This is a genomic window from Pseudomonas sp. OTU750018 (genome assembly GCF_011636575.1).
Lineage (GTDB): Bacteria > Pseudomonadota > Gammaproteobacteria > Pseudomonadales > Pseudomonadaceae > Aquipseudomonas > Aquipseudomonas peli.
In genome coordinates, this window is sequence record NZ_JAAPAU010000004.1 from 72,972 (window position 1) to 98,813 (window position 25,842).

Consider the following 25,842-nt stretch of genomic DNA (forward strand, 5'->3'; position numbering starts at 1 on the left):
GGGTGTGTGATCAGCTGGCCAGCTCGACCCGGTTACGGCCATTGCCTTTGGCCTGATACAGCGCCTGGTCAGCGCGGTTCATGGCTTCGTTTGGCGTCTCACTAGGCGTGCGCAGGGCTGCGCCGATGCTGATGGTCAGGCTGAGCTGCTGCTCATCCAGTTCAATGGGCTCTTTGCTCAGGGTGTTGCGAATCCGCTCGGCAATGTGCAGCAGTTCCTGTTCATCGTGTACCTGCAGCAGCACCACGAACTCCTCACCGCCGCTGCGGGTGACGATATCGTGCGGACGCACGGCCGCATTGATGCGCCGGGCAGTTTCCCACAGCACCTGATCACCTGCGGCATGCCCGTACTGGTCGTTAATCCGTTTGAAATGATCAAGGTCGCAGAACAGTACACCCAGGTGTAGGCCGAGTTCGTCTGCCTGTTGTTCCTGCTTGAGCAGGAAGTGGTTCAGGCCGGCACGGTTCCAAAGTTGTGTCAGCGGATCGAGCATGGTTTTGCGTTGCTCGCGGCTCAGGGCCTCGCGCAGTTTTGCCGTCTGGGCACTGACATGGCGCAGCTTCAGGTAACCCTCCACCAGCACAGCCATGTCGACAAACAAGCGCAATTGTTTGGCGGTGAGCTGCCGGGGCTCCGGGTCGATCATGCACAGCGTACCCAGTGGCTGGCCTTCTTCGGAGAGCAACGGCTGTCCGGCATAGAAGCGAATCTGCGGGTTGTTGATCACTACCGGGTTATCGTGAAATCGCAGATCGTTGTGCGTGTCTTCGACGATAAAAGGTTGAGTGCCAAGAATGGCGTGAGCACAAAAGGAGATGGTTCGTGGGGTTTCGGTGATCTCCAGGCCGATGCGCGACTTGAACCACTGGCGGTCATGGTCGATCAGGCTGATCAGCACGGTCTTCACCCCGAAAACTTCACGTACTACCCGCACCAGCGTGTCCAGGTAGGCGTCGGCCGGGGTATCGACCAGCTCGTTATCATCGAGAATCTGCTGGCGCAGCACTTCATCGCAGGGCATTTCAGGACTGAGCATGGGGTGTTCCTGATTGACTGGGGGCGAACCATTGATTGGTACGTGTCAGACGATAAGCATAGCCACCTAGGCACAGACCGCGAAGGGCCATAAAGGCCAGCAGGGCCAGCCACAACCCGTGGTTGCCCAGCGTTTGCAGCCACCATGCCAATGGCAGGCTTAGCAGCAGGGCAAGGAGCATGGCGTTGCGCATTTCGCGGGCGCGGGTTGCGCCGATAAACAGGCCGTCGAGCAAGTAGCTCCAGACGCCGATGAGTGGCAACAGAGCTAGGTAGGGTAAATAGGCCAGGGCCATGCTGCGCACGGCGGCAATATCGGTCTGCAGGCCGATAAACCAGTGTCCACCCAGCCAGAAAAGTAAGGCAAATCCTACGCTTGCCAGCAAGGACCAGGCTCCCGCCACCAGTAGGCTGCGCCGCAGTGCCTGGCGATCCCCCGCTCCCAGCGCATGTCCGCCGAGCGCCTCGACCGCATGCGCGAGGCCATCTAGGGCGAAGGCGCTTAGCATCAGTCCATTGATCAGCAGAGCGTTGGCCGCCACTGTGGCATCACCTAGGCGGGTGCCTTGTACGGTGATGAGAAAAAATGCCGCTTGCAGCGCCATGGTGCGGATAAAAATATCGCGATTTACCGCCAGCAAAGGTCGCCAGTTCCGCCATAGCCGCAGTGCGGGCCAATTGATGCGTCCGGCCTGGCGCTTGATTGTCTGGCGCGCCAGGTAAAGGCCGAGCAGTGCGCCACTCCATTCAGCCAGTACCGAGCCCCAAGCTGCGCCCGCCACTTCCCAGCCCAGCCCGAGGACGAACAGCAGGGTCAGGGCAACATTGAGCAGGTTGGTGCCAAGCATGATCAATAACGGGCCACGGGCGTTTTGTGTGCCCAGTAGCCAGCCGACCAGGGCATAACTGGCCAGCGCGCCCGGCAGGCCGAATAGCCGAATATGCAGATAACTACGCGCTAGGGCGTCGAGCTGCGCTGAAGGCTGCATCAGTTCCAATATCGGTGCGCTGAGCAGGCGCATCAGCAGGCTGAGCGCCAAGGCAAGTACGCCGCCCAACAACAAGGCTTGTAGCAACACCTGGCGCAGCGCACTGCCGTCCCTGCGGCCAGCAGCCTGGGCGGTAAATCCCGTGGTGCCCATACGCAGAAAACCCACGCTGCCGACCAATAAGCCGTACAAGCTCGCTCCCACCGCCACTGCAGCCAATTGATGGGCGTGCGGTAAGTGGCCGACCACCGCACTGTCGACCAGCGTCACCAGGGGTACCGAGAGGTTGCAGAGGATCATCGGCGCAGCCAGTGCCCAGACCCGTTTATGGGTAGGCGAGTGCTGCCAGGCATCGCGTAAGGCGTTTATCAAATGTGCTCTCAAACTTGATTGGCGGTAGCTGCAACGAAATGCGCGGGCGTGTGTCACAGGCGGGTTATTAAACACTGATCGACAGGCGTGCGCTGCCAAGCAATTTTGCATGTGTACGCGTAGAACCTGTTTATGGTCTTGCGAGCTAGAGCCCTGCAAGGCAAAGGCAGGCGAGAAACGCAGCGTAGCGGAGTAACAGCCAACGGCTGGCCCGTAGGGTGAGCGAAGCGAATCACGCGGAGTGTACGAGTTGTACATGAGCATCCGAGCCTGACTTTAACGCCGCAGGGCCGACGCGCAGCAGATCGTTAACAGGTTCTTAGTTGTCGGTGAGCGCCTCGACTATAGTGTCAGGCCTCTGCACCTACCCTTGTTGGAGCCCCGCAATGCCGAAGAATGGACTGCTTCTGGCACTTGTCCTGAGCCTGCTCAGCGCCTGTGATTCATCCACCCCTGAGCCCGCCGAAGTGACGGCGACCCAAACCACTACTGTCAGCAGCGAGGCTGCCAAGCCGGCGGTTGATCGCAAGGCGCTGGCCGAGCGTTACGCGGGCCGCGAACTGACCGTGGTGGATGTCTCGGAGGTGCAGCTGGATGGTGCCAGCACGCTGTCTATCAGCTTCTCGGTGCCTCTCGACCCCGAGCAGAAGCTCGCCGAGCGTCTACACTTGGTCGACAGCAAAGACGGCAAGGTCGATGGCGCCTGGGAACTGACCGACAATCTGATGGAGGTGCGCCTGCGCCATCTGGAGCCGCAGCGCAAACTGGTGCTGACCGTGGATGCCGGTCTGCTCGGGCTGAATGGCAAGAGCCTCGCTGCCGAGCAGGTCACCCGCCTGGAAACCCGCGACCTGCAAGCCAGTGTCGGCTTCGCCAGCCGTGGTTCCTTGTTGCCCACACGCCTCGCTGAAGGCCTGCCGGTGATCGCACTGAACGTCGACAAGGTGAATGTCGAGTTCTTCCGCATCAAACCTGAATCGTTACCGGCCTTCCTTAACCGCTGGGGCCGCGCGAGCAATCTGGACAACTGGGAAGCCCGCAGTCTGTTGCCGATGGCCGATCTGGTCTATGGCGGCCGTTTCGATCTGAACCCTGCGCGCAACACCCGCGAAACCTTGCTGCTGCCGATTGCCGGCCTGGAGCCGTTCAAGCAGCCCGGTGTGTACCTGGCGGTGATGCGTGAAGCCGGCAGCTACAACTACTCGCAACCGGCCACGCTGTTCACCCTGAGTGATATTGGCCTGTCCGCGCGGCGCTACCAGAACCGTATCGATGTGTTCACCCAGGCCCTAGCCGGCGGTGATGCCCTGGGTGATGTAAGCCTGGAAATCCTTGATGCCGAAGGCCAGGTGCTGGCCGAAGGCAAGACCGATGGCGCTGGCCATGGCGAACTGCCGCTGCCGCCCAAGGCCGAAGTGCTGCTGGCCCACCAGGGCGAACAGACCAGCCTGCTGCGCCTGAACACTGCGGCATTGGACCTGGCCGAGTTTGATATCGCCGGCCCCGTCGCTCATCCGTTGCAGTTCTTCGTGTTCGGCCCGCGTGATCTTTATCGCCCCGGCGAAACCGTATTGCTAAACGGCCTGCTGCGCGATGCCGATGGCCGCGCGGTAAAAGCCCAGCCGGTGAATGTCGAAGTGCGTCGCCCGGATGAGCAGGTCAGCCGCAAATTCGTCTGGCAGGCCGATGACGCCGGTTTGTATCAGTACCAGCTGCAACTGGCCGACGAAGCGCCGACCGGGCGCTGGCAGCTGCTGTTCGACCTCGGCGATGGCCGCCAGCAGCTGTATGAATTCTCCGTGGAAGACTTCCTGCCCGAGCGCATGGCCCTGGAACTCAAGGGCAGCGATGTGCCTTACAGCCCGGCAGAAAATGCCCAGTTCGATGTGACGGGACGCTACTTGTACGGCGCACCGGCCGCTGGCAATCGTCTCAGCGGGCAACTCTATGTGCGCCCGCTGCGTGAAGCGGTGGCGAGTTTGCCGGGCTATCAGTTCGGTTCGGTTACCGAAGAAGAGTTGAGCGAGGACATCGAGCTGGATGAAACCAGCCTCGACGAGCAGGGCAAGGCAAATCTGGATATCGAAAGCCGTTGGAGCGATGCCAAATCGCCGCTGCGTTTGATCCTGCAAGCCAGCCTGCAGGAGTCCGGCGGCCGGGCGATTACCCGGCGGATTATCCAGCCGGTCTGGCCAGCCGAGCGTCTGCCGGGTGTGCGCGGGCTGTTCGATGGCGAGGAAGTCGACGCCGACAGCCTGGCCGAGTTCGAAGTGCTGGTGGCCGATGCCGAGGGCAACAAGCTGGCGGCCGATCAGCTCAGCGTGCGCCTGATCCGTGAGCGCCGTGACTACTTCTGGAACTTCTCCGAAAGCGATGGCTGGAGCCATAACTACACCGAGAAATTCCTTACCCTCAATGAAGAAACCCTCAAGGTCAGCGCTGGCGGCACCGCCAAGATCAGCTTCCCGGTGGAGTGGGGCCCGTACCGCGTCGAAGTGATTGATGCGCAGACTGGCATGCTCAGCAGCATGCGCTTCTGGGCCGGCTACCGCTGGCAGGATAACGCCGACGGCGGTGCGGTGCGGCCGGATCAGGTCAAGCTGGCTCTGGATAAACCGGCGTACGTCGATGGCGATACTGCCCAGGTCACCGTCACCCCGCCTTCTGCGGGCAAGGGCTACCTGATGGTGGAGTCCAGTGAAGGGCCGCTGTGGTGGGAAGAGATCGACGTGCCGGCCGAGGGCAAGACCTTCGACATCCCGATTGCCAAGGACTGGGCGCGGCATGACCTGTATGTCAGCGCCCTGGTGATCCGTCCCGGCGAGCGCAAGAGCAATGCCACGCCTAAACGTGCGGTTGGCCTGCTGCACCTGCCGCTGGAGCGTGCGCCGCGCAAGTTGGCACTGACCCTTACCGCTGCGGAGAAGATGCGCCCCAATCAGCCACTGAAGGTCAAGGTGCAGGCGCGCAACGCCGACGGCAGCATCCCGAAACAGGCGCAGGTGCTGGTAGCCGCGGTGGATGTCGGCATCCTCAATATCACCGAGTACGCGACACCCGATCCATTCGCCAACTTCTTCGGCCGCAAGGCCTATGGCGCGGACCATCTGGATATCTACGGGCAACTGATCGAAGCCGGCCAGGGCCGGGTGGCCAAACTGGCCTTCGGCGGTGACGCGGCGCTGGCCGGTGGCGGCAAGCGTCCGGACACCAGCGTGTTGATCGTCGCGCTGCAGAGTGAGCCGCTGAAATTGAACGAGCAGGGTGAAGGCGAAGTCAGCCTGAATATCCCTGACTTCAACGGCGAACTGCGGCTGATGGCGCAAGCCTGGACCGATGAGCACTACGGCATGGGCGAAGGCAAGACAGTGGTCGCTGCGCCGCTGATCGCCGAGCTGTCGGCGCCGCGCTTCCTCGCTGGCGGTGATGAAACCACCCTGGCCCTGGACCTGAGCAACCTGTCCGGGCGCGAGCAGAAACTGGATGTGCAACTGAGCGCCGAAGGCCAGCTGCGTCTGGCGCAGAATCCGGGTGCTGCGGTTGCACCGATCACCCTGGCAGATGGTCAGCGCACCATTTTGCGCATTCCGGTGACCGCGCTGGGCGGCTACGGGCAAGGGCGCTTCAAGGTCAGTGTCAACGGCCTGGCCCTGCCCGGTGAGGATCTGCCGCCGTTTAGCCGTGAGTGGACGCTGGGCATTCGCCCGGCCTACCCTGCGCAGCTGCAGCATTTCCGCGCGGTGCTGAAAGACGAAGCCTGGCTGCTGCCTGCGGATGCTTTGAGCGCCTTTGAAACGGCGGGTCTGGAAGCGCGCTTGGTGATTTCCAGTCGTCCGCCGCTCAACCTGGGTGAGCAGATTCGTGCTCTCAAGGCGTATCCGTATGGCTGCCTGGAGCAGACCACCAGTGGTCTGTACCCGTCGCTGTATGCCGATGCTGCCACGCTGAAACGCCTGGGCGTAGAAGCCGAGCCGGATGAGCAGCGCAAGCGCTCCATCGAGTTGGGCATCGAGCGTCTGCTGAGCATGCAGCGCTACAACGGCAGCTTCGGCCTGTGGGGTGCGGACAGCGACGAGGAATACTGGCTGACCGCTTACGTCAGCGACTTTCTCCTGCGTGCCCGCGAGCAGGGCTTTGGCGTACCGGAAGAGGCGCTGAAAAAGGCCAACGAACGCCTGCTGCGCTACCTGCAGGAACGCCACCTGATTGAGGTCAACTACAGCGACAACGCCGAACACAGCCGTTTTGCCGTGCAGGCCTACGCCGGTTACGTGCTGGCGCGCAGCCAACAGGCGCCGCTGGGTGCCTTGCGCAGTCTGTATGAGCGGCGCAGCGATGCGCTGTCCGGCTTGCCGCTGATACACCTGGCTGTGGCCCTGCAGAAAATGGGCGACCAGCCGCGTGCCGACGAGCTGCTGACCGCCGGCCTGGCCCGTGGTCGTGACAGCAATAACTGGCTGGCCGACTACGGCAGCCCGCTGCGCGATCAGGCGCTGATTCTTGCGCTGCTGGAAGAGCACGACCTGGCCGGCAATCGCCGCGAAGAGCGGCTGTTCAACCTGGCCGATGAAGTGGCTGGGCAGCAGTGGCTGTCGACCCAGGAGCGCAACTCGCTGTACCTGGCCGGGCGCAACCTGCTGAGCAAGCCGGAGCCGAGCTGGAGCGCCGCGCTGCAAAGCGGCAGCTTGGCTTTCGAGCTGAGCAATGCGCAGCCGGGGCTCAAACTCGATGGCAGCGACCTTACTGCGCCGTTGAGCATCCGTAATTCGGCAAGCAAGCCGGGTGATACCCCGCTGTATCAGCAGCTGACCCTGTCCGGTTATCCCAGTCAGGCCCCAGCTGCCGGTGGTGAAAACCTCAGTATCTACCGTGAATACCTAGGTATGGACGGTGAGAAACTGGACCTGAGCAACCTGCAAAGCGGCGAGCTGGTGCTGGTGCATCTGGCCGTATCGGCCCAGCAGCGCGTACCGGATGCCTTGGTGGTTGATCTGCTGCCAGCGGGCCTGGAGTTGGAAAACCAGAACCTGGCGCAAAGCTCGGCCAGCCTGGATGACGCCAGCAGTGCAGTGAAAGAGTGGCGTGAGTCGATGCAGAACGCAGCGATCAAGCACCAGGAGTTCCGTGGTGATCGCTACGTCGCGGCGCTGGATGTAAACGGCTACGACACCACCCACCTGCTGTACCTGGCCCGCGCCGTCACCCCGGGAAGCTACCGCGTGCCGCCACCGCAAGTGGAGTCGATGTACCGACCGAACTGGCAGGCCCTGGGCACCACGCCGGGGCGTCTGGTGGTCAAGGAGCGCTAGAACGCACAAGGCCCGCCAAATTGGCGGGCCTTGTTGTTTAGCCGGTGTGCTTAGAACCTGTTTGCGATCTCGCGAGCTAGAGTCATGCAAGGCAAAAGCAGGCGAGGAAGCGGAGTGTACGAGTTGTACATGAGCATTCCGAGCCTGCTTTTAACGCAGCAGGGCCGAAGCGCAGCAGGTCGTAGACGGGTTCTTAGCTGATCAGACCGCTCAGCAGCCACAATCCGAGCACCAGCCAGATCACCCCAGCAATGATCGAGCGGCGGATAAAGGCGCGTACCGCCAGGTACAGCAACCAGAGACCAGCCAGCAGAACCACGATGCTGAGCAATGATGGCGTTACCCCCAAGGCCTTGGACATGCCCGTGATAAAGCTGCTGACCGCGCCGCCGAGCATGCCGAAAAAGCCGCTCAAGCCCTCGACGATAAAGCGGATCACCGAGCCGACTGCCTCGCCAAGGGATTCAAAAAAACCTTCTACACCCATAGTTCTCGTTCCACTCGACCCTGCGTTGATGGCTACTGCGCGCCAGTGTGCCAGTCATTTGGCAGAATGGCAGCGCTGTTGGCCGGTTGGGCCGTTAATTGTGGTTACAGCTCCGCGATGCAAGGAGTGGATCAGCGCATGACCCGCGTTAAACAGTTGTATTGGTTGGCTCTGCGCGTGTGGCGTAACCGTCTGTGGCCGCTGCTACGGCGTCCTTGGTTGGGGCTTCCGCTGTGTCTGCTGCTGATTCTGCTAGTGGCCGACCGGCTGTTTCCGCTGCCCTTGCCAGGCGATGACCTGGCCCGCGTGGTGCTGGCCGAGGACGGTGCGCCGCTGTGGCGTTTTGCCGACCGTGATGGCGTCTGGCGTTATCCGATCAGCCCCGGTGAAGTGTCGCCCTATTACCTGGACGCGCTGCTGACCTACGAGGATCGCTGGTTCTATCAGCATCCTGGGGTCAACCCGTTGGCGCTGGGCCGCGCGGCCTGGCAGAACCTCAGTGGTGGGCGCGTATTGTCCGGTGGCAGCACCCTGTCGATGCAGGTGGCGCGGCTGCTCGATCCGCATGCGCGCAGCTACAGCGGCAAGCTCAAGCAGCTGTGGCGCACGCTGCAGCTGGAGTGGCATCTGTCCAAGGATGAAATCCTCACCCTTTACCTCAATCGCGCGCCGTTTGGCGGCACGCTGCAGGGGGTGGCGGCGGCCAGTTGGGCTTATCTGGGTAAGTCGCCGAGCCAGCTGACCCGCGCCGAAGCCGCTCTGCTCGCTGTGCTGCCGCAAGCGCCCAGTCGTTTGCGCCCCGATCGCCACCCCGAGCGAGCGCAGGCGGCGCGCGACAAAGTGCTCAAGCGCCTGGCCGGTTTTCAGATTTGGCCGCAGTCGGCAATCAACGATGCGCTGGAAGAACCGGTGCTGCTGGCGCCGCGTCAGGAACCGCGGCTGGCCCCGTTGCTGGCGCGGCGGCTGAATACGGCGGGCAGCCCACCGCTGATTCGCACGACGATCGATGCCGCCTTGCAGCGCCGCCTGGAAGACCTGCTGCTGGGCTGGCGGGCGCGGCTGCCAGAGCGCACCTCGGCGGCGATTCTGGTGGTCGAGCAACCCAGCATGGCGGTGCGCGCCTACCTGGGCTCAGTGGATATCAGCGATGCCAAACGCTTTGGCCATGTCGACATGATCAACGCTGTACGCTCGCCGGGTTCGACCCTGAAACCCTTTCTTTACGGCATGGCGCTGGACGAGGGGCTGATCCATTCCGAATCACTGCTGCAGGACGTGCCACGGCGTTATGGCGATTACCGCCCGGGCAACTTTGCTGCCGGTTTCAGCGGCGCGGTGTCCGCCAGCGAGGCCCTCGCCACCTCGCTCAATCTACCCGCTGTGCAACTGTTGGAAGCCTACGGGCCGAAGCGTTTTGCCGGCGAGTTGCGCAGTGCCGGCGTGCCGTTGCTGCTGCCGCCGCTGGCCGAACCTAATCTGGCGCTGATTCTCGGCGGTGCCGGCAGCCGCCTGGAGGAATTGGTCAGCGGTTACAGCGCCTTTGCCCGTGGCGGCATGGCCGCACGTCTGCGTTTGCAGCCACAGGATGGGCTGCATGAGCGGCGCCTGCTGTCGCCTGGCTCGGCCTGGATCGTGCGGCGTATTCTCAGCGGCCAGGCCCGACCGGACCGTGACCCGCGCGCGCAGCTGGTGCAGCGCCCGAGCCTCGCCTGGAAGACCGGCACCAGTTACGGTTTTCGCGATGCCTGGGCGATTGGTGTGGCCCCGCGTTACCTCATTGGCATCTGGATTGGTCGGCCGGACGGCACCCCGGTATCCGGGCAGTTCGGCCTGGCTTCGGCTGCACCGCTGCTGCTGCAGGTGCATGATCTATTGGTCAACCGCGACAGCCAGCGCGGTATTGCCCTGCCGATTGACCCGCAACCGAGCTCAGTCGGTGTAGCCGCGATTTGTTGGCCACTGGGCCAGCCGCTCGACAGTGACGACCCTAACTGCCGGCGCCAGCGTTTTGCCTGGACGCTGGATGGCACCACACCACCAACCTTGCCGGCGCAGGATCAACCGCTGGGCTTGGGGTTGCAGGAAAGCATCTGGGTCAATGCCGCCGGGCTGCGGGTTGATGCCAGTTGTCCGGGGGCCAATGCACAGAGCCTGGCGCTGTGGCCGGCGCCGCTGGAGCCCTGGCTGCCGCGCCGTGAGCGGCGCAGTGCGCGCCTGCCGGCGGTTGATTCGCAGTGCCCACCACGGCATGTACCCGTTGCCGCGCCGCTGTCGATAGTCGGTGTGCGCGAAGGCGACCGTTTACGCCGTCCGGCCGGCAGCGCCGAACCGTTGCGTTTGCGTCTTTCGGCCTTGGGTGGCAGTGGCCGGCGTTGGTGGTTTGTCGACGGCCAGCCGGTGGCGGAAACCACGGCCGACGTGGCGCTGAACCAGCTGTTCTCTCGCCCCGGTCGCTATCAACTCAGTGTCCTCGACGAGAGTGGTCAGACCGCCAAGCTGAGTTTCAGCGTATTGCCGTGAGTGTTGCCCAGAAGGGCCACGTTGAAAAATCAACGCCCTGTTGTGCCAAGGTGCTCAAGACGCCGGGTTGCGGGTCGATAGGGTTATACATCGGCGAGCGTTTGAGTTTGTATACAAAATTGTATTCAATTGGCTCTTCGAATAATAACGAGAGGGTATCCCCATGGGTTTGTGGAAGCGCAGCATTCAGTGGCAGCTGATTCTCAGCATGGGCGCCGCCCTGCTCACCAGTATTTTGATCGTCGTGGGCGTTTACTCGGCAGTGGTTAACCGCCTGACTGAACGCTTTCTGGTGGAAGAGGCCTTGCCGGCGAGGGTGCTGGCGATCCGCAACGACCTGGAACGGGTACTGACGGCACCGATCACCGCCAACGCCGGGATTGCCGCCAATACCTTTATTCAGGACTGGCTGGCCGCTGGCGAAGAAGAAGGCCAGCGCGACGCCGTGGCGCGTTACCTGGAGGGCGTGCGTACGCAGCAGAACGCCATGACCACCTCGATTGCTGTGTTGGAAAGCGGCAACTACTTCACCGGCGAGGGCCTGGCCCGGGTGATCAGCCGTGATCAGCCGGAAAACCAGTGGTTCTACAAGCTGGTCGACAGCAGCCGTGATCAGGTGCTGGAAATCGATATCGACAAGGGCACACGACTGCCGACCCTGTTTATCAACCAGCGGATCAAGCAGGGCGGCAAAACCCTCGGTGTTTCTGGCTTGGGGTTCAGCCTCAAAGCCATGTCGGAAATGATCCGCGACTTTCGTTTTGGTGAGCGCGGTCAGGTGTTTCTGATCGATGCCCAGGGCGAGGTCAAGGTGCATCCACAGGCCGACCTGAGTGGCAGTGGCCGCCTCGCCGAGTTGTTTGGCAAGGCGCCGGCGGATGAACTGTTGAGCGGCGGTGGTAAGGCAGTACGTTTCGAGCGTGATGGTGAAACCTACCTGGCGGTGGCACAGAAGCTGTCCAGCCTGGATTGGCTGCTGGTCAGTGAGGTGCCGGAAGCGGAAGTCTATGCCGAAGCGCGTCAGGCGCTGCTGATGACCAGCGCCATTGGGGTGGGTGTAGCCTTGCTGTTCCTCGGCCTAGTGGTGCTGTTGGCGCGTGGCCTGGTGCGGCCGATCCGTCAGGTGACCGCTGCACTGGTGGAAATTGGCGGCGGCGGTGGCGACCTGACCCGTCGCCTGGATGAGTCCCGCGAGGATGAGCTGGGCGATCTAGCCCGTGGCTTCAACCGCTTTATCGGTGGTCAGCGCAGCCTGATCAGCGATGTGCTGGCGACCAGCGAGCGTTTGCGTGCCTCGGTCAGCCAAGTCGCGCAGGTGGTCGACAACACTGCTGGGCGTTCCGGCCAGCAGCAAGAAATGACCGATATGGTCGCCACGGCGGTGCACGAGATGGGCCTGACCGTGCAGGAGATTGCCCGTAACGCCAGCAGCGCCGCGCAGTCATCGCAAAGCGCGCGGGACGAGGCGCAGGGCGCGCGCAATGAGGTGCGCCAATCCATCGGGCATATCGAGAGCATGTCCACTGATATTGGTAATGCCGCCGCCGCAGTCAGTGAGCTGGCCGAGCAGGTGGCCTCGATTGATCAGGTGCTGGCGGTGATTCGTGGGATTTCCGAGCAGACCAACCTGCTGGCGCTGAACGCGGCCATCGAAGCGGCGCGCGCGGGCGAGATGGGCCGTGGTTTTGCTGTGGTAGCCGATGAAGTGCGCACTCTGGCCAGCCGCACGCAGAGTTCGACTGATGAAATTCAGCAGATGATCCAGCGCCTCAAGCAGGGCGCGGAAACCGCCGTGAGTTCCATGCATGCCGGTCAACGTGCGACCGGTACTGGTGTGCAAGCCAGTCAGCGTACGGGTCAGTCGCTTAGCGCGATTACCGAGCAGATTGAACGCATCAGCGATATGAACACCCAGGTGGCCACCGCGACCGAGGAACAGTCATCGGTGACCGAGGAGATCAACCGCAACGTGCAGGGCATTGCCGACTTGGCGCATGCCACCGCCGGCGAGGTGCAGGTGTGTAAAGAGGACTGCAAGACCCTGCGCGGTCTGGCGGATGACCTGGCCAAGCAGATGAGCAGCTTCCGTTTGTAGGCGTATGCCGGCGGCACGCCTGTGCCGCCGGACTCAGGCCAGCTCCAGGCGGTTACGCCCGGCAGCCTTGGCCTGATACAGCGCATCGTCGACGCGCTTGAAGAAGCTTTCAGCGCTGCCGTCACGGCGCATGTCGTAACAGCCCACCCCAAGGCTCGTGGTCAGCGGCAGGATTGCCCCCGGTACATTGAAGCCTTCACGCTCCAGTTCCAGGCGAAACTGCTCGGCCAGCAGGCGTGCCTGTTCCAGCGGGGTGTTGGGCATCAGGATGCCGAATTCTTCGCCGCCAAGGCGCAGCAGCGCGTCGCTGTCGCGGCGGAAGTTCTGGCGCATGCGCTCGGCAAAATCGCTCAGGCAGCTATCGCCACAGGCATGTCCGTACTCGTCGTTGATCCTCTTGAAGAAGTCGATGTCCAGCAGCACCAGTGACAGCGGCTGACTTTGCCGCTGGGCATTGGCCACCATCACCGGGAACAGGCTGTTGAACTGATAGCGGTTGCCCAGCTGGGTCAGGCTGTCGGTGCGGCTGAGGTGTTCGAGGCGCTCCTGCTGGTCGAGCAGCTGCAACTCCAGCTTGAGCGTGTTGTGGTATTCGCGGTGGCTGCGGTTCAACGCCAATAGTAGGTAGCTGAGGTAAAAGCTCAGGGTAATAAGAAGGGCGTACTGCTCGCGCCATGCCAGTGCCAGCGTGAGCAGCCCCGGCAGGTAAATCAGCAGCAATGCCAGGAGCGCGCGCTTTTTGCGCATGGCGAAGTTAAAGGCCAGGGCGGTGCTAAAGGCGATGGTGCTGAGGGTGGCGATAATCGCTGAGCTGCTGAATAGCGGATGGTGCTGCGCCAGGGCATGGGCAGCGCCCCAGCTCAGCGCGGTGATCAGAATCAGGCTCCAATGCAGGTTGAGCCAGCGGCTGAGTGAATCGTTGCTCTGCTCCTGAGGCAGGCGGTGTAGCAGGCGTAGAGCCAGCAGCAGGGCAAATAGGGCGATGCCGACGACACCCGGTAGCACCAGAGCGCCCGGGTCATTGCTGAACGCCCACGTGAGCAGCCAGGCCAGCAGGTAATAGATGCCACCCAGTGGCGAGCGAATGCGTGTGTCTTGCGCTTCGCGCCAGAGGGCGAAGGCGTGTGGTTGGCGAGGTACTTGGGCTTCAGCCATGGCTTGTGATCACAAATAGCAGCGTTATAGCAGCATAACTCTTTGCTTTTGAAAAAGCTGTCACATTGCTATCGCGCCTTGGGCGACACCCAATGCCGAGCTGGCATGCGCCAGCACGGGGTTACAGCATGATCGCCGCGCCGAACTCAGTGGCCGAGTACCCGCTCAATCGCTTCAGGATTTTCATGGGTGCCGAAACGATCAACGATGGTGGCGCTGGCCTCGTTCAGGCCCAGAACGTGGACCTCAATACCTTCGCGGCGCAATTTGATCACCACTTTGTCCAAGGCGGCAACGGCGGTGATGTCCCAGAAGTGTGCGCGGGACAGGTCGATGGTGACCTGGCGGACGGTGTCCTTGAAATCAAAGGCGGCGATGAATTTGTCGGCAGAGCTGAAGAACACCTGCCCAACCACCTTGTAGGTACGCTGGCGGCCCTCGCTGTCGAGTTCAGCGCTGATATAGAGGAAGTGGCCAATCTTGTTGGCGAAGAACATGGCCGCCAGCAGCACCCCGACAAACACGCCGTAGGCCAGGTTGTGGGTGTAAACGGTCACGGCCACGGTGGCGAGCATGACGATATTGGTGGAGAGCGGGTAGTGCTTCAGGTTGCGCAACGAGTCCCAGCTGAAGGTGCCGATCGACACCATGATCATCACCGCCACCAGCGCGGCCATGGGAATCTGGCTGACCCAGTCGCTGAGGAATACCACCATCAGCAACAACACCACGCCGGCCACCAGGCACGACAGCCGCCCACGGCCGCCGGATTTCACGTTGATGACTGACTGGCCGATCATCGCGCAGCCGGCCATGCCACCCAGCAGGCCGGAGGCGATATTGGCCACGCCCTGGCCTTTGCATTCGCGGTTCTTGTCGCTGTTGGTGTCGGTCAGGTCATCAATGATGGTCGCGGTCATCATCGACTCCAGCAGGCCCACCACAGCCAGTGCAGCGGCGTAGGGAAAGATGATGGCCAGGGTTTCAAACGTCAGCGGTACATCTGGCCAGAGGAAAATCGGCAAGGTGTCCGGCAGCTCGCCCATGTCACCGACGGTGCGGATATCCAGGCCGAAATACATGGCCACGGCAGTCATCGACAGGATGCACACCAGCGGTGAGGGGATCACCTTGCCGAGCTTCGGCACATAGGGGAACAGGTAAATGATGGCCAGGCCCGCCGCGCACATGGCGTAGACCTGCCAGGTGACGTTGGTCAGCTCCGGCAGCTGCGCCATGAAAATCAGGATGGCCAGGGCGTTGACGAAACCGGTGACCACCGAGCGCGAGACAAAGCGCATCAGCGAGCCGAGCTTGAGGTACCCGGCGCCGATCTGCAGCACGCCAGTCAGCAGGGTCGCTGCCAGCAGGTATTCCAGGCCGTGGTTTTTCACCAGGGTGACCATGACCAGAGCCATGGCGCCTGTGGCGGCGCTGATCATGCCTGGGCGGCCACCGACAAAGGCGATCACCACGGCGATACAGAAGGAGGCATACAGGCCGACCTTGGGGTCGACCCCGGCGATGATCGAGAAGGCGATGGCTTCCGGGATCAGCGCCAGTGCCACCACCAGACCGGCGAGCACATCGCCGCGGATGTTAAAGAACCAGGTGTTTTTCAGGCTTTGCAGCATGGTCAATTCCAAAAACTGGGGTCCGCAGATGCACGCAAGGGCAGGGCGGATGGGCTAATAAAAAGCGCGGTACAACGATAGCAACGCAGCCTTGCGGCCAGCGCGCAGGGGCAGAGCTACAGCAGCGGGTAAGCCGGCCGGGCTATGCAGGGAGGGGGCGAAGCGCTATGGCGGCGTAGGCAGCCAGCGGGATGGTTGGGCCAGTGTCATATCGACCTGTCTCGATCCATTCGGGCGAAAAGGGCGCTCACCTTAACACATGCCTCCCGGCCGTCGCAGCCCGCGGGTTGTAGGCCCTGCGAGTTGAACTCATTAGCAGGCGTGCACTCCTACACCCGCAGCCCAGCGTCTGGCCCGACCATTCGGCACCCGCACAGCCGTGCTGTCATGTTCACGCAGCACACTGCTGTTTCCCGTAAGCACGCGAGTATGACTATTCATGATGTCCGCTGCGAAAGGGGTGCTAGGACGGCTACCTGATGTAAGCCCATGGAAATGGGCGCTGTTACTGCTGGCGTTGACACTGGTTTACCAGATAGGCGTGCAGCACCTGGATAACCGTCTGTATTTCTGGATCAAGACCTCCTGGCATGAAACCGAATGGGAAAGCCGCAGTCTGTGGCTGCCCGAGTACCAGGTGCGCATCGATGCGCTGCCGGTTGCCGGAGTGAGCAACAACCTGTCCGGCCTGACCTACGACGAAGGCCGCGACCAGCTCTGGGCGGTGGTCAATAACCCCGAGGAGCTGCTGGCGCTGAGCAAGGAGGGTGAGCTGTTGGCGCGTTATCCGCTCAGCGGCTTCAGCGATGTTGAAGGCATCACTTACCTGGGCGATAACCTCTTGTTGCTTGCTGAAGAGCGCGACCAGGCGCTGGTGGTGGTCGAGCTGCCGGAAAAACCCGGTGCTCTGTTTCGCGAGGATTACCGGGCGCTGACTCTGGGCATTGATCTGGGCGGCAACCAAGGCTTTGAAGGAGTGGGCTACGACCGTGCGGGTGACCGGCTGTATGTGGTCAAGGAGCATTCACCGCGCAAGCTCTATGAAGTGCGTGGCCTGAAATCCAGCTTCCAGGGTGACTTCAACCTGCAGGTAATCGATCGCCAGGCCTGGATCGATCACAAGGTGTTTGCCACGGACTTGTCATCGGTGCATTACGACGAGCAGACCGGGCATCTGGCCCTGCTCAGCGATGAGTCCAAGGTGCTGATCGAACTGGATGCCGAGGACGGTAAGCTGATCAGCTTCCGCTCGCTGCTCAGTGGCTTCGCCGGGCTGCAAGGCAGCGTGCCGCAGGGCGAGGGTCTGACCCTGGATGATCAGGGCAATCTCTATCTGGTCAGCGAACCCAACCTGTTCTACCGCTTTGAACGCGAGAGTCGGCCGGGCGCTTAACCGCGCCTGATCAGCCAGATGCCGGCGACGATCAGCAGCAGGCCGCCGACTTTGCCCGCCGTGATCGGCGCTTCACGAAAGCCGGCCCAGCCGAAGTGGTCCAAGGTCAGGGCCATGCTCAGTTGCCCGGCGATCACCAGGGCCATAAACAGCACGGCGCCAACCTTGGGGCCGGCAAAGGCGGCGGTGGCGATAAACATCACCCCCAGCAGGCCGCCGCTCCAGTGCCACCAGGTCAGACCTTTCAGCGCACCGAGGCTGGGGAACTCGCGCTGGGCCAGCACCAGAATCAGCAGCGCAAGGGTACCTACGGCAAAGGACACCAGCGCGGCGGCCATCACGCTCGACACCTGTTTGGCCAATTGACCGTTGATGCCCGCTTGCAGCGGCAGGCAGGCGCCGGCAACGAAGGGCAGGGCCATCAACCACCAGATGGGGGCAGGCATGGGCATATCTCCAGGTGGGCAAGGGGCGATTATGCCGCAAATGCGCCCCACGCCGTCAGCCTCACCAGGGCAACGCCTGGCCTTGGTAATCGAGGAATGTGCAGCGTCGGCGACCCAGCTCTGCGGTGATCACCTGACACAGACCGCTTGCGCTGTCCGCCACACTCAAAGGGGCATCCGCGCCGCCCATGGCCGTGCGCACCCAGCCGGGATGCAGGGCCAGCAAGCTCCAGGGCAGCTCGGCATAGTGGCTGCTCCAGCTCAGCAGCAAGCTGTTCAGCGCCGCTTTGCTGGCACCGTAGAGCGGCATGTCGAGGGCACGGTTGAGTTGCAGGCTGGCCATCTGCGAGCTGATAAAGGCCATCACCCCGCCGGTTTCGATTCGACCGGCAAGCTGTTGCGCCAGGCTGATCGGCGCGACCGCATTGGCGAGAAACAGCTGACCGATCTCCGCGCTGTTGGCCTGGCGCGGGTCCTGATGCGCTGGGCCATAGACGCCGGCATTGAACAGCGCACAGGTCAGTGGTTGGTCGCCCAGGGCGCGGTCAATCAACGGGCCCGCTTCGCGTTGCTCCAGGTCGCACTCGATCAGCTGCAAGCACTGACCATATTGCGTGGCCAGCTCCTGCAATTCATGGCTACCCGCCAGGTTGCGGATCACGGCGTGCACCTGCCAGCCCGCCTGCACAAAGGCCTGGGTCAAACCCAGGCCAATGCCGCGTGAGGCGCCGGTGATCAGGATATGGCGGCTTACGGCCACTGCATTTCACCCTTGAGCACCTTGGCGCTGAGTTCCAGGCTGCTGGCGTCGAGCAGCTGTGGGTATTTGGCTTTCATGGTCTCGATCAGTGCCTGGCTGTTCTGGGCCTTGGGCAGTGCTGCTTCCAGGTCATTCAGGTAGTTGCGGGTAAAGCGCAGGTCATCCAGGTTCAGCTTGGGCTGGCCCATAAAGTGACCCGGTACCAGGGTTTTCGGCTGCAGCGCTTGCAGTTCATCCAGGGATTTCAGCCAGGATTTACGCGCCTCTGCGGTTTGTGCATCGGCAATCCAGGGGTGGATGTTGGCGTAGGTCAGCACGCCGCCGACCACCGCCTTGATGCTCGGAATCCATAGGCTGGTGTGCTTGGGGTCATGGCCGATCAGCTCGATGCGCTGGCCTTCCAGGCTCAGATGGTCGCCTTGCAGCGCTTGCGGCACCACTGTGCGGGCCGGCGCGCTGTCCTTAAGGATCGGGCCCCAGTAGGCCAGCTTCGGTTCGCGGCTTTTCTCGATATAGGCGATGGTCTGCGGTGTGGCCAGGACTTTGGCCTTGGGGAAGGCGCGGGTCAGGGTGTCCAGGCCGAAGTAGAAATCCGGGTCGCCGTGGCTGATAAAGATGATGGTCAGGGTTTTGCCGCTGGCCTGGATGCGCTCGACCAGCTCCTGCGCTTCACGGTTGGAGAACTGCGCATCGATGAGGATGGTCTCGCGTTCGCCGCTGATCAGCGTCGAGGTTACCGGGAAGATGGCCTTGTCGCCTGGGTTGTAGACGTCCAGGGTTAGCGGTTGGGCGAGGGCGGTGGTGGCCAGCGTCAGCAGGCTGGCGCTGGTGAGCAGGCTGCGCAGGTGAGTGATGAGCGACATGGGGAACTCCTGTTGAGTGAATGAGCTCATCTTAGTTGCTTTAAATCGATCAAAAAGCCCCGTAATCTGCGCATGTTTGTTGCGTTAAATAGGCTAATTATGGATCGCCTGACGGCTACGCGGGTCTTTGTCGAAGTGGTGGAGCGTGGCAGCCAGACCGCCGCTGCCGATGCGCTGGAGATGTCGCGGGCGATGGTCTCGCGTTACCTCGGCGAGCTGGAAACCTGGGTCGGCGCGCGCCTGCTGCACCGCACCACGCGCAAGCTGAGCCTGACCGGTGCCGGTGAGCAACTGCTGGGGCAATGCCGCGAGATGCTGGCCATGGCCGACGCCATGCAGAGCGTCAGCCGTACGGACGAGGCTGCGCCGCGCGGCACTTTGCGCATCGCCTGTAGCCAGTCGCTGGCTCAGGCCTGGTTGGTGCACGCGCTGGATGACTTCACCCGGCTGTATCCGCAGGTCAGCGTCGACCTGCTGGTGGGCAGCCAGGCGGTCAATCTGGTGGAAGCGCGTATCGACCTGGCCCTGCGCATCACCAATCAGCTCGACCCCAACCTGATCGCCCGCCAGCTGGCGGTGTGCCGTTCGGTGGTGTGCGCAACACCCGCGTACCTGGCCAGGCATGGCACGCCGCAGCGGCCCGAGGACCTGACGCAACACAATTGCCTGAGTTATGCCTATTTTGGCCGCAGCATCTGGGAGTTCAGCCGTGCTGGTGAGCCGCATGCTGTGGCGGTCAGCGGCAACCTCAGCGCCAATGAATCCATGGTGCTGCTGGAAGCCGTGCTGGCCGATATCGGCATCAGTTTGCAGCCGCGCTATTCGGTCGGCGCGCATTTGCGTTCCGGGGCGCTGGTGCAGTTGCTGCCTGACTACGAGCCACAGCAATTGGGTATTCACGCCCTGTATGGCACGCGCCGGCAGATGCCGCCGGCGCTGCGCGCGCTGCTGGATTTTCTGATCCAGCGGTTGGCGGATCGGCCGGACTGGGATCTGTAAACGGTCTACAGGGGTTTGCTGAACTGGATCAGCGCGACGCGCTGGCCCTTGGGGTCGCGGCGTTCGACCACGCCGCTGAGGGCATAACCGAGCTTGGGGTAGAGCAGCAGCCCGGCGCTGTTGGCATTGAAGCACGACACCTGCATGCGTTTGGCGTGGTAATGCTCGCGCGCCAGCTGCTCCATCACCGCCACCAGATAATGCGCCACGCCATGGCCACGGGCCCAGGGGGCGACCATCAGGTTGCCGAGGGCGCAGTGGTCGTCGTAGTGCCATTGGTAGAAGTTGGCAAAGCCGGCTAACCGGCCATCCAGCAGCACCACGGTACTGTCGCGGCGCTCAGCCATGGCGGCGGCCAGCTGACCGATGCTCAGCGGCCAGTCGGCCTTGGGGTAACAGAAAAACAGTTCATCAGCGTTCTGCGGGAAACCGACAATCTCGGCCAGATCAGCCGCCGCAGCGGGGCGATGGCTGAGGTGTGGGGTTGGGCTCATGCAACATCCTTGTAGGTCAGCGGGGTGGGCACGCGGCTGCTCATTGAGGCGGGTACTGACTCAACACTTCCTCCACGCTGCGGCGAATCGCGGCCTCGCGCTCGCTCGGGCTGGGATGTGGATTGCGCAGCACCTGTTCAGTACTGCCGCGCCAGACCAGTTTGCCATCCTTGCCGTCGAGCAGGTCGATCTGCAGGGTGCCGACCTGATAGTCCAGGGTGCGGGTTTCCACGTAACTCGGGCCGCCCCAGAAGCCGCCGCTCCAGGGATCACCCCAGGCCCCGCCGAGCTGGGTACTGACCTGCTGCTGGCGATTGTCGACGATCATCCACACCTGCACCTTGAGATCGCCTGGCGTGTTTGCCGCTGCCGGGCGCAGACCGCGCTGATCGAGCTGTTGGCTGATCGCCGTGCGGATGCGCTGATCTGTCAGGTCGCTTTTCAGGCGTGGGTCATCGGGTTTGTACTGCACGGCGGGCTCCTGCCAACTCCAGCTGCGGTAGGCGGCAAAATCCCGGTTAGGGTCGAAGTCGCGCTGCAGCTGCGCGGTTTGGCAGGCGCTGAGGATCAACAGCAGGGGCAGTAACAGCAGTGATGCACGCATGGGTGCTCTCCTTGGGTTCAGCAATCAGTTTGGCGGATACGCCGCCAGGGCCTGTTGGACCGCATTGCGCAGCGCGGCGGCGCGTTCACTCTGGCTGCCGCTGCTAAGGGTTTCGGCGCTGGCACTCCAGACGGGTTGGCCATCCTGGCCGTCGAACAGTTCGATGCGCACCACCATGACTTCTTCGGTATAGCTGCGCACCAGCGGCGCGCTGCCCCACATGCCGTAGTCGTTGCCATACCGGCTGTGACCGTACTGGCTGCCGTAGTGTTCGGTGACCTGGCGCAGGCGTTGCTCCAGGCGCAGCTCGGCGCTGACCTTGAGGTCGCTGGTTTTACCGGCGCGATGTGGGCGCAGGCCGCGTTGGTCGAGGGCATTGCTGAGGGCTTCCTGCACCTGCTCGGAGCTGGCCCAGGCCGTGCCGGCAGGCAGGCGTTGCCAGCTCCAGGTGCGGTAGCGGCCGAAGTCGCGTGGTTTTGCCGGATAGGCGCTGAGATCCAATTCATGGGCCGCCTGTGCGGGTGCAGGCGGCAGGGGCTTACTTTCGGCGGTATACGGGTTGTCGCTCTGGCAGGCTGCGAGGCTCGCAAGTAGCAGTAATGCGCCCAGTCTTTTCATTGAGTGTTCAGCCTCCAGTGAGAGGGCAATCAGCGAGGCCGGCAGATCCAGTGCAGATAACGGCCCAGCCCGGCAAAGCTCGGGTGGCGGCGGTAGGCCAGCTCCATTTCCAGCAGATCAATCAGCTCGGCCTTGGCCTGGAAGGGTTGCGGCATATAGTCGTGAAACACCCGCACGCCACTCTGGCTTTCGACCTGCCAATTAGCCTCAAGTTGCGCCGCCAGCTCGCGCGGATCAAGCGGCATCTGCGGGGTCAGGCTCTGTTTTTCCCCGGCGAACTCGGCCTTGCGCAGTTTGCGGAAGTGGCCCTTGAGCAGGTTACGGTAGATCAGCGCATCCTTGTTGTAGAACGCCAGCGATAACCAGCCGCCGGGCGCGCACAGCTGGTGCAATACCGGCAGGATGCTGTGTGGCTCGGCTAACCATTCCAGCACCGCATGGCAGATCACCAGGTCATAGGGTTGCTCAAGCTGGCCGAGCAGGTCCTGCCAAGGTGTCTGGATAAAGGTGGCGTCTTGTCCAGCGGCGGCAAAGCGCTCGCGGGCGCCATTCAACATCGGCTCGGCGGGTTCCGTCAGCGTCACCTGATGGCCACGCTCGGCCAGCCACAGCGACATATGGCCGAGGCCCGCGCCGATATCCAGCACCCGCAGTGGGCGTTCGGGCAGCGCTTCGGCCAGGTCAGCCTGGAGTACGGCCAGGCGAATTGCGCCCTTGGCGCCGCCATAGATCTTCTCGGCAAAGCGCGTGGCCAGTTCGTCGAAGTGACGATCACTCATTGGATGCGCTCCCGAGGAAGCGCCGTTCGTTGTCGGCCAGCTTGGCGCGCACCACCTGTTCCATATCCAGGCCCAGCTCGCCGCACAGCAGCACCAGGTAGAGGATCACGTCGCCGATTTCCTGGCCGGCATGGGCCAGTTGTTCAGCTGGCAGTTCGCGGGACTGCGCTTCGGTCAGCCACTGGAAGATTTCCACCAGCTCGGCCATTTCCACGCTGGCCGCCATGGCCAGGTTCTTCGGGCTGTGGAATGGCCGCCAGTCGTTGTGATCACGAATGGCGTGCATGCGGGTGGTCAGTTCGGCGAGGTTCATCAGGCGCTCCAGCAAAGAGGAGCATAGCTTCGGGGTTTGCCGGCCGGTCTTCAAGCCGGCAAACCGATACCGCAGGTTATGGGTAGCCGCTTTCGTTCGGGTTGTTAGTCACTTCCAGCACGCGCCAGACGTTGGCATAGACACTTTCCTGGGAAAACGTGATGCGCCCCTTGCCTTTGTACAGCGACACCACGCGGGCGACGTCCTTGCCTTTGAAGTTGAACGGGATCCAGGCCTTGCCTGTCTGGTGCGAGAAGGTGGCGGTCGGCGCGCCGAGCAGCGCATTGACTTCATCCATGCTCATACCGGTGCGTATATCGTTGAACGAGCCGCTGCCCTGGGCGGCGGTCGCTGGTGCAGCAGCGGGCGTCAGCGTTTGTGTGCTAGTAGCCGCTTGGCCCTGGCCGGCGCGGTAGGCGTCCAGGTTGACGCTGCCTGCGGTGTAAGGCGCGCCACCGGCGCTAAGGCTGTCAGCGGCTTTCTCGCAATGACGGTCGAGCTTGCGGTTGTCGGATTTGGCCACCACTTCGCTCAGCACCGGCTTGTAGCGGCCGTTACCCGAGCTGGCCAAGGCCTTGCAGACCCAGGCGAGGGCGTCGGAGGTGGTGTTGTCAGAGGCGCTGCGGTACTTCTGCAGCAGCACTTCGGCGGCGACGTCGAGGGTTTCCTGGTCACGATAGCCGCTGTGGTAGATGCTCTGCGCGGCCTCGCGAATCGACACCGGGCCGCCCTGCACCAGCTGATTGACATAGCGCTGCCCGGACGCGTCCAGGGCATGGGCCTGCAGTGCGCTGCAGGCGAGGACGAAGGACGTGGCAAGTGCGGCGGTGTTTTTCATGCTGAGGCTCTCTGATCCATTGGAGTTGCCGTGCGGGTCAACCATGACCGCGTGGGCGCAGGAGTCGACACGATAATCGTCCCCCCGCAAAAACGCCAAGCCTTGCGGTGCGCCTAGTCCAGCGGCTGCCAACTGCCGCTCATATGGCTCAGATCATTCTGGCCGATGAGGCTGAACTGGCCATGGCTGCCGGGCTCGCTGGCCAGCAGACGCACCTCGGCCGGCAACAGCACCGGTTTCTGGAAGCGCACGCTCACGCTGTAACCGGCATCCGGTAGGCGTGCGCCCAGTTCGGCCAGGGCGCGGCCTTTGTTCCACAGGCCATGGGCAATGGCGCGGGGAAAACCGAACAACTTGGCGGTGGCGGCAAACAGATGGATCGGGTTGTAGTCGCCGGCGATGCGCGCATAGCGACGGCCGATATCGGCAGGGGCGCGCCAGTGGGCCAGTGTGGTTTGCGCAAGTACCGTTTCGGTTTCGCGTTCGGCCGGTTTGCCGTCCAGGCGCAGGGCGCGGCAGAGGATACGGCTATCACCTTCCCAGAGCAGGCCGAGCTGGTCGTGCAGCTGGGTGATCAGGCTGAAGGTCACGCCCTTGTCATGGTGCTGCAGGTCTTGCACCTGCACGCTGACGGAAAAGGGCCCGAGGCCGCCGAGGGGGCGCAGCACGCGAATATGGTTTTCCAGATGCACCAGGCCGAGCAGCGGAAAGGGAAAGCGCGTATCGGTGAGCAACTGCATTTGCAGGGCAAACGCCAGAATATGCGGGTAGGGTGCGGGCAGCCGATGCTCATCACTAAAGCCGCAGATCTGCCGATAGCGCGCCAGGTGCTTGGGGTCTACCGTGACCTGGCAGCGCACGCCCAGCTCGGGCAGGCTGCGGCCGGTCACACGGCGGCGCAGGGCGGCGCGCAGAAAAAGACCAGGTAGCGCGGGCGGGGCGGGCAGGTCGAGCCAGTCGATGGCCATGGGGTCACTCCTCAGAACGGTGGCAGCAGCTTAGATGGCGCGCCTGTATCTGCATTGGCCGTGCTGCCTGGTTATGTGGCGGGGCAGTCAATTGCCTGCATTCACGCCTTGAGCGCATGGCCTAAAGCTGCCTAAGATGGCCGCGCCTCGCACACAATAAGAACTCTTCAATATGCGTGACCTGACTGACGACGTGGCGCTGATGCGCCCCGTGATAGACGCCCTGCGTGCCAGCGGTACCGATCCGGATCGGGTGCTGGCGCGGGTGGGCCTGCCGCCGGGTGGTTTGCCTGCTGGGCGCTTCCCCCACGCGGCTCAAGCACTGTTCTGGAAAGCCGCAATCGATGAATGCGGCGAAGAGCATGTGGGCCTCTATCTGGCCCAGCACCTGCCAGCCTTTCATGGCCTGCTGCTGGAATACCTGTTCCTCTCCAGCGAAACCTTCGGCGAAGGTTTGCGCCATGCCCTGCGCTATGTGCGCCTGCTGTCTGACACCTTGAATGCCAAGCTGGAGGTGCAAGGCGAGCGTGCGGTGCTGGTGCTCGGGCTGATTCCGGGCACGCCCCGGCACTTCCCGGAAATGCTCGCTGGTGCGGTGATCCGTTTGTTCGATGCCTTGACCGAAGGCGAATTCATCCCCTACGAAGTGCAGTTTATGCATGCCGACGGCGCGCCGGCCGAACGCTATGAGCAAGTCTACGGTTGCCCGGCGCAACTGGGCAGCGAGCGCTATGCGTTGGTGTTCAATGCCTCGGTGCTGGAGAAAACCTCACGGCATGCCGCGCCGGAACTGCTGCGCATGCACGAGTCCCTGGCCCGTCGGCAACTGGCCGAAGTTGAACGGCTGGACCTGGTGCGCAAGGTGCGTGAGTTGATCGGCGAGTTGCTGGTCGACAGCGGCGCGACCCTGGAGCAGGTCGCCGCGCGCTTGAACATGCCGGCCCGTCGCCTGCGCGAGCGCCTGGCCATGGCCGGGGTGCGCTTCAACGATCTGGTCACCGATTACCGCTGCCGGTTGGCCAAAGACCTGCTGCTCAACACCGACGAGCGCATCGAAGTGATCGTCGAGCGCACCGGTTTCTCCGAGCCGAGCACCTTCTACCGTGCCTTCAAACGCTGGGTCGGTGAAACGCCTGTGGAGTTTCGCAAACGCGGCAAACCATAATGG

The 25,842-nt window shown here is 62.8% G+C and carries 21 protein-coding genes and 1 pseudogene; 7 read left to right on the forward strand and 15 right to left on the reverse strand.

Translation table 11 applies throughout. The features are described from left to right. Positions 1–10 precede the first annotated feature (10 nt). Complete coding sequence (locus HCI85_RS19160; RefSeq protein WP_167147179.1) at positions 11–1,039, reverse strand: sensor domain-containing diguanylate cyclase; 1,029 nt, start codon at positions 1,037–1,039, stop codon at positions 11–13. After that, a complete protein-coding gene (locus tag HCI85_RS19165; RefSeq protein WP_167147893.1) occupies positions 1,026–2,396 on the reverse strand; it encodes an MATE family efflux transporter in 1,371 nt (456 codons plus the stop codon). The genes HCI85_RS19160 and HCI85_RS19165 overlap by 14 nt, the downstream gene beginning before the upstream one ends. 389 nt (positions 2,397–2,785) lie before the next feature. On the opposite strand from HCI85_RS19165, the gene HCI85_RS19170 reads away from it, so the two are divergent. Beyond that, positions 2,786–7,708 (forward strand): alpha-2-macroglobulin family protein, encoded by a 4,923-nt coding sequence (locus HCI85_RS19170; RefSeq protein WP_167147182.1) that lies wholly within the window; start codon positions 2,786–2,788, stop codon positions 7,706–7,708. 193 nt (positions 7,709–7,901) lie between these two features. Here HCI85_RS19170 and HCI85_RS19175 read toward each other — a convergent pair whose 3' ends face one another. Next, positions 7,902–8,195: a hypothetical protein gene (locus tag HCI85_RS19175; protein ID WP_090377189.1), complete on the reverse strand. Its 294-nt coding sequence runs from the start codon at positions 8,193–8,195 to the stop codon at positions 7,902–7,904. A gap of 138 nt (positions 8,196–8,333) precedes the next feature. On the opposite strand from HCI85_RS19175, the gene pbpC reads away from it, so the two are divergent. The 3 genes and pseudogenes from pbpC (at position 8,334) to HCI85_RS21395 (ending at position 12,810) form a co-directional block, all read left to right on the forward strand. Then, entirely contained in the window at positions 8,334–10,715 is a 2,382-nt protein-coding gene (gene pbpC / locus HCI85_RS19180; protein WP_167147186.1) for a peptidoglycan glycosyltransferase PbpC, read from the forward strand. 208 nt (positions 10,716–10,923) lie between these two features. Continuing rightward, positions 10,924–11,940, forward strand: a pseudogene (locus HCI85_RS21390) (HAMP domain-containing protein); the annotation flags it as partial. A gap of 141 nt (positions 11,941–12,081) precedes the next feature. Further along, positions 12,082–12,810 carry a methyl-accepting chemotaxis protein gene (locus HCI85_RS21395; protein ID WP_428835340.1) on the forward strand — a complete coding sequence of 243 codons (729 nt, stop codon included), beginning with the start codon at positions 12,082–12,084 and terminating at the stop codon, positions 12,808–12,810. Between the two features lie 33 nt (positions 12,811–12,843). On the opposite strand, the gene HCI85_RS19190 is transcribed toward HCI85_RS21395, so the two are convergent. Both HCI85_RS19190 and HCI85_RS19195 read right to left on the reverse strand, forming a co-directional pair. Further along, positions 12,844–13,965: a GGDEF domain-containing protein gene (locus HCI85_RS19190; protein WP_167147192.1), complete on the reverse strand. Its 1,122-nt coding sequence runs from the start codon at positions 13,963–13,965 to the stop codon at positions 12,844–12,846. A 146-nt stretch (positions 13,966–14,111) separates the two neighbouring features. After that, entirely contained in the window at positions 14,112–15,599 is a 1,488-nt protein-coding gene (locus tag HCI85_RS19195) for a SulP family inorganic anion transporter (RefSeq protein ID WP_167147195.1), read from the reverse strand. Between the two features lie 439 nt (positions 15,600–16,038). Between HCI85_RS19195 and HCI85_RS19200 the strand changes: the two genes are divergently transcribed. Then, positions 16,039–16,992 carry an SdiA-regulated domain-containing protein gene (locus tag HCI85_RS19200; RefSeq protein WP_167147198.1) on the forward strand — a complete coding sequence of 318 codons (954 nt, stop codon included), beginning with the start codon at positions 16,039–16,041 and terminating at the stop codon, positions 16,990–16,992. Here HCI85_RS19200 and HCI85_RS19205 read toward each other — a convergent pair. From HCI85_RS19205 to HCI85_RS19215, 3 genes are all read right to left on the reverse strand, one after another. Then, on the reverse strand, positions 16,989–17,438 hold the full coding sequence (locus HCI85_RS19205) for a DMT family transporter (RefSeq protein WP_160089286.1): 450 nt from the start codon (positions 17,436–17,438) through the stop codon (positions 16,989–16,991). The two genes, HCI85_RS19200 and HCI85_RS19205, sit on opposite strands and share 4 nt — an antisense overlap. Positions 17,439–17,499: 61 nt before the next feature. Then, positions 17,500–18,198, reverse strand: a complete 699-nt coding sequence (locus tag HCI85_RS19210) for an SDR family oxidoreductase (RefSeq protein WP_167147201.1) — start codon at positions 18,196–18,198, stop codon at positions 17,500–17,502. Then, positions 18,189–19,061 (reverse strand): MBL fold metallo-hydrolase, encoded by an 873-nt coding sequence (locus tag HCI85_RS19215; protein ID WP_167147204.1) that lies wholly within the window; start codon positions 19,059–19,061, stop codon positions 18,189–18,191. The genes HCI85_RS19210 and HCI85_RS19215 overlap by 10 nt, the downstream gene beginning before the upstream one ends. 99 nt (positions 19,062–19,160) lie before the next feature. On the opposite strand from HCI85_RS19215, the gene HCI85_RS19220 reads away from it, so the two are divergent. Next, entirely contained in the window at positions 19,161–20,060 is a 900-nt protein-coding gene (locus HCI85_RS19220; protein WP_167147206.1) for a LysR family transcriptional regulator, read from the forward strand. A 5-nt stretch (positions 20,061–20,065) separates the two neighbouring features. Here HCI85_RS19220 and HCI85_RS19225 read toward each other — a convergent pair whose 3' ends face one another. The 7 genes from HCI85_RS19225 to HCI85_RS19255 all read right to left on the reverse strand — a co-directional run bounded on the left by HCI85_RS19225 (position 20,066) and on the right by HCI85_RS19255 (position 24,674). Beyond that, a complete protein-coding gene (locus HCI85_RS19225) occupies positions 20,066–20,554 on the reverse strand; it encodes a GNAT family N-acetyltransferase (protein ID WP_167147210.1) in 489 nt (162 codons plus the stop codon). A gap of 40 nt (positions 20,555–20,594) precedes the next feature. Beyond that, positions 20,595–21,158 (reverse strand): DUF4136 domain-containing protein, encoded by a 564-nt coding sequence (locus tag HCI85_RS19230; protein WP_167147214.1) that lies wholly within the window; start codon positions 21,156–21,158, stop codon positions 20,595–20,597. Positions 21,159–21,182: 24 nt separating this feature from the next. After that, entirely contained in the window at positions 21,183–21,776 is a 594-nt protein-coding gene (locus HCI85_RS19235) for a DUF4136 domain-containing protein (RefSeq protein ID WP_167147217.1), read from the reverse strand. Positions 21,777–21,805: 29 nt separating this feature from the next. Then, a complete protein-coding gene (locus tag HCI85_RS19240; RefSeq protein WP_167147220.1) occupies positions 21,806–22,555 on the reverse strand; it encodes a methyltransferase in 750 nt (249 codons plus the stop codon). Continuing rightward, a complete protein-coding gene (locus HCI85_RS19245) occupies positions 22,548–22,868 on the reverse strand; it encodes a nucleotide pyrophosphohydrolase (protein WP_167147223.1) in 321 nt (106 codons plus the stop codon). Before HCI85_RS19245 ends, HCI85_RS19240 begins: the two co-directional genes overlap by 8 nt. Before the next feature lie 76 nt (positions 22,869–22,944). After that, positions 22,945–23,706, reverse strand: coding sequence for a hypothetical protein (locus HCI85_RS19250; protein ID WP_167147226.1), 762 nt, complete (start codon positions 23,704–23,706; stop codon positions 22,945–22,947). A gap of 113 nt (positions 23,707–23,819) precedes the next feature. Beyond that, positions 23,820–24,674 carry a MaoC family dehydratase gene (locus tag HCI85_RS19255; RefSeq protein WP_167147229.1) on the reverse strand — a complete coding sequence of 285 codons (855 nt, stop codon included), beginning with the start codon at positions 24,672–24,674 and terminating at the stop codon, positions 23,820–23,822. A gap of 172 nt (positions 24,675–24,846) precedes the next feature. Here HCI85_RS19255 and HCI85_RS19260 point away from each other — a divergent pair, with 172 nt between their 5' ends. Beyond that, a complete protein-coding gene (locus HCI85_RS19260) occupies positions 24,847–25,839 on the forward strand; it encodes an AraC family transcriptional regulator (protein ID WP_167147232.1) in 993 nt (330 codons plus the stop codon). The last annotated feature ends 3 nt before the right edge of the window (positions 25,840–25,842 follow it).

Excerpts from the sequence above, each read along its gene's own strand:
- HCI85_RS21395 (WP_428835340.1), top strand. The coding sequence starts at position 12,082 with ATGGTCGCCACGGCGGTGCACGAGATGGGCCTGACCGTGCAGGAGATT.
- HCI85_RS19225 (WP_167147210.1), bottom strand. The coding sequence starts at position 20,554 with ATGAGCCCAACCCCACACCTCAGCCATCGCCCCGCTGCGGCGGCTGAT.
- HCI85_RS19220 (WP_167147206.1), top strand. The coding sequence starts at position 19,161 with ATGGATCGCCTGACGGCTACGCGGGTCTTTGTCGAAGTGGTGGAGCGT.
- HCI85_RS19195 (WP_167147195.1), bottom strand. The coding sequence starts at position 15,599 with ATGCTGCAAAGCCTGAAAAACACCTGGTTCTTTAACATCCGCGGCGAT.
- HCI85_RS19260 (WP_167147232.1), top strand. The coding sequence starts at position 24,847 with ATGCGTGACCTGACTGACGACGTGGCGCTGATGCGCCCCGTGATAGAC.
- HCI85_RS19255 (WP_167147229.1), bottom strand. The coding sequence starts at position 24,674 with ATGGCCATCGACTGGCTCGACCTGCCCGCCCCGCCCGCGCTACCTGGT.
- HCI85_RS19205 (WP_160089286.1), bottom strand. The coding sequence starts at position 17,438 with ATGCCTGCCCCCATCTGGTGGTTGATGGCCCTGCCCTTCGTTGCCGGC.
- HCI85_RS19175 (WP_090377189.1), bottom strand. The coding sequence starts at position 8,195 with ATGGGTGTAGAAGGTTTTTTTGAATCCCTTGGCGAGGCAGTCGGCTCG.
- pbpC (WP_167147186.1), top strand. The coding sequence starts at position 8,334 with ATGACCCGCGTTAAACAGTTGTATTGGTTGGCTCTGCGCGTGTGGCGT.
- HCI85_RS19245 (WP_167147223.1), bottom strand. The coding sequence starts at position 22,868 with ATGAACCTCGCCGAACTGACCACCCGCATGCACGCCATTCGTGATCAC.
- HCI85_RS19215 (WP_167147204.1), bottom strand. The coding sequence starts at position 19,061 with ATGTCGCTCATCACTCACCTGCGCAGCCTGCTCACCAGCGCCAGCCTG.
- HCI85_RS19200 (WP_167147198.1), top strand. The coding sequence starts at position 16,039 with ATGATGTCCGCTGCGAAAGGGGTGCTAGGACGGCTACCTGATGTAAGC.
- HCI85_RS19230 (WP_167147214.1), bottom strand. The coding sequence starts at position 21,158 with ATGCGTGCATCACTGCTGTTACTGCCCCTGCTGTTGATCCTCAGCGCC.
- HCI85_RS19170 (WP_167147182.1), top strand. The coding sequence starts at position 2,786 with ATGCCGAAGAATGGACTGCTTCTGGCACTTGTCCTGAGCCTGCTCAGC.
- HCI85_RS19240 (WP_167147220.1), bottom strand. The coding sequence starts at position 22,555 with ATGAGTGATCGTCACTTCGACGAACTGGCCACGCGCTTTGCCGAGAAG.
- HCI85_RS19160 (WP_167147179.1), bottom strand. The coding sequence starts at position 1,039 with ATGCTCAGTCCTGAAATGCCCTGCGATGAAGTGCTGCGCCAGCAGATT.
- HCI85_RS19190 (WP_167147192.1), bottom strand. The coding sequence starts at position 13,965 with ATGGCTGAAGCCCAAGTACCTCGCCAACCACACGCCTTCGCCCTCTGG.
- HCI85_RS19250 (WP_167147226.1), bottom strand. The coding sequence starts at position 23,706 with ATGAAAAACACCGCCGCACTTGCCACGTCCTTCGTCCTCGCCTGCAGC.
- HCI85_RS19235 (WP_167147217.1), bottom strand. The coding sequence starts at position 21,776 with ATGAAAAGACTGGGCGCATTACTGCTACTTGCGAGCCTCGCAGCCTGC.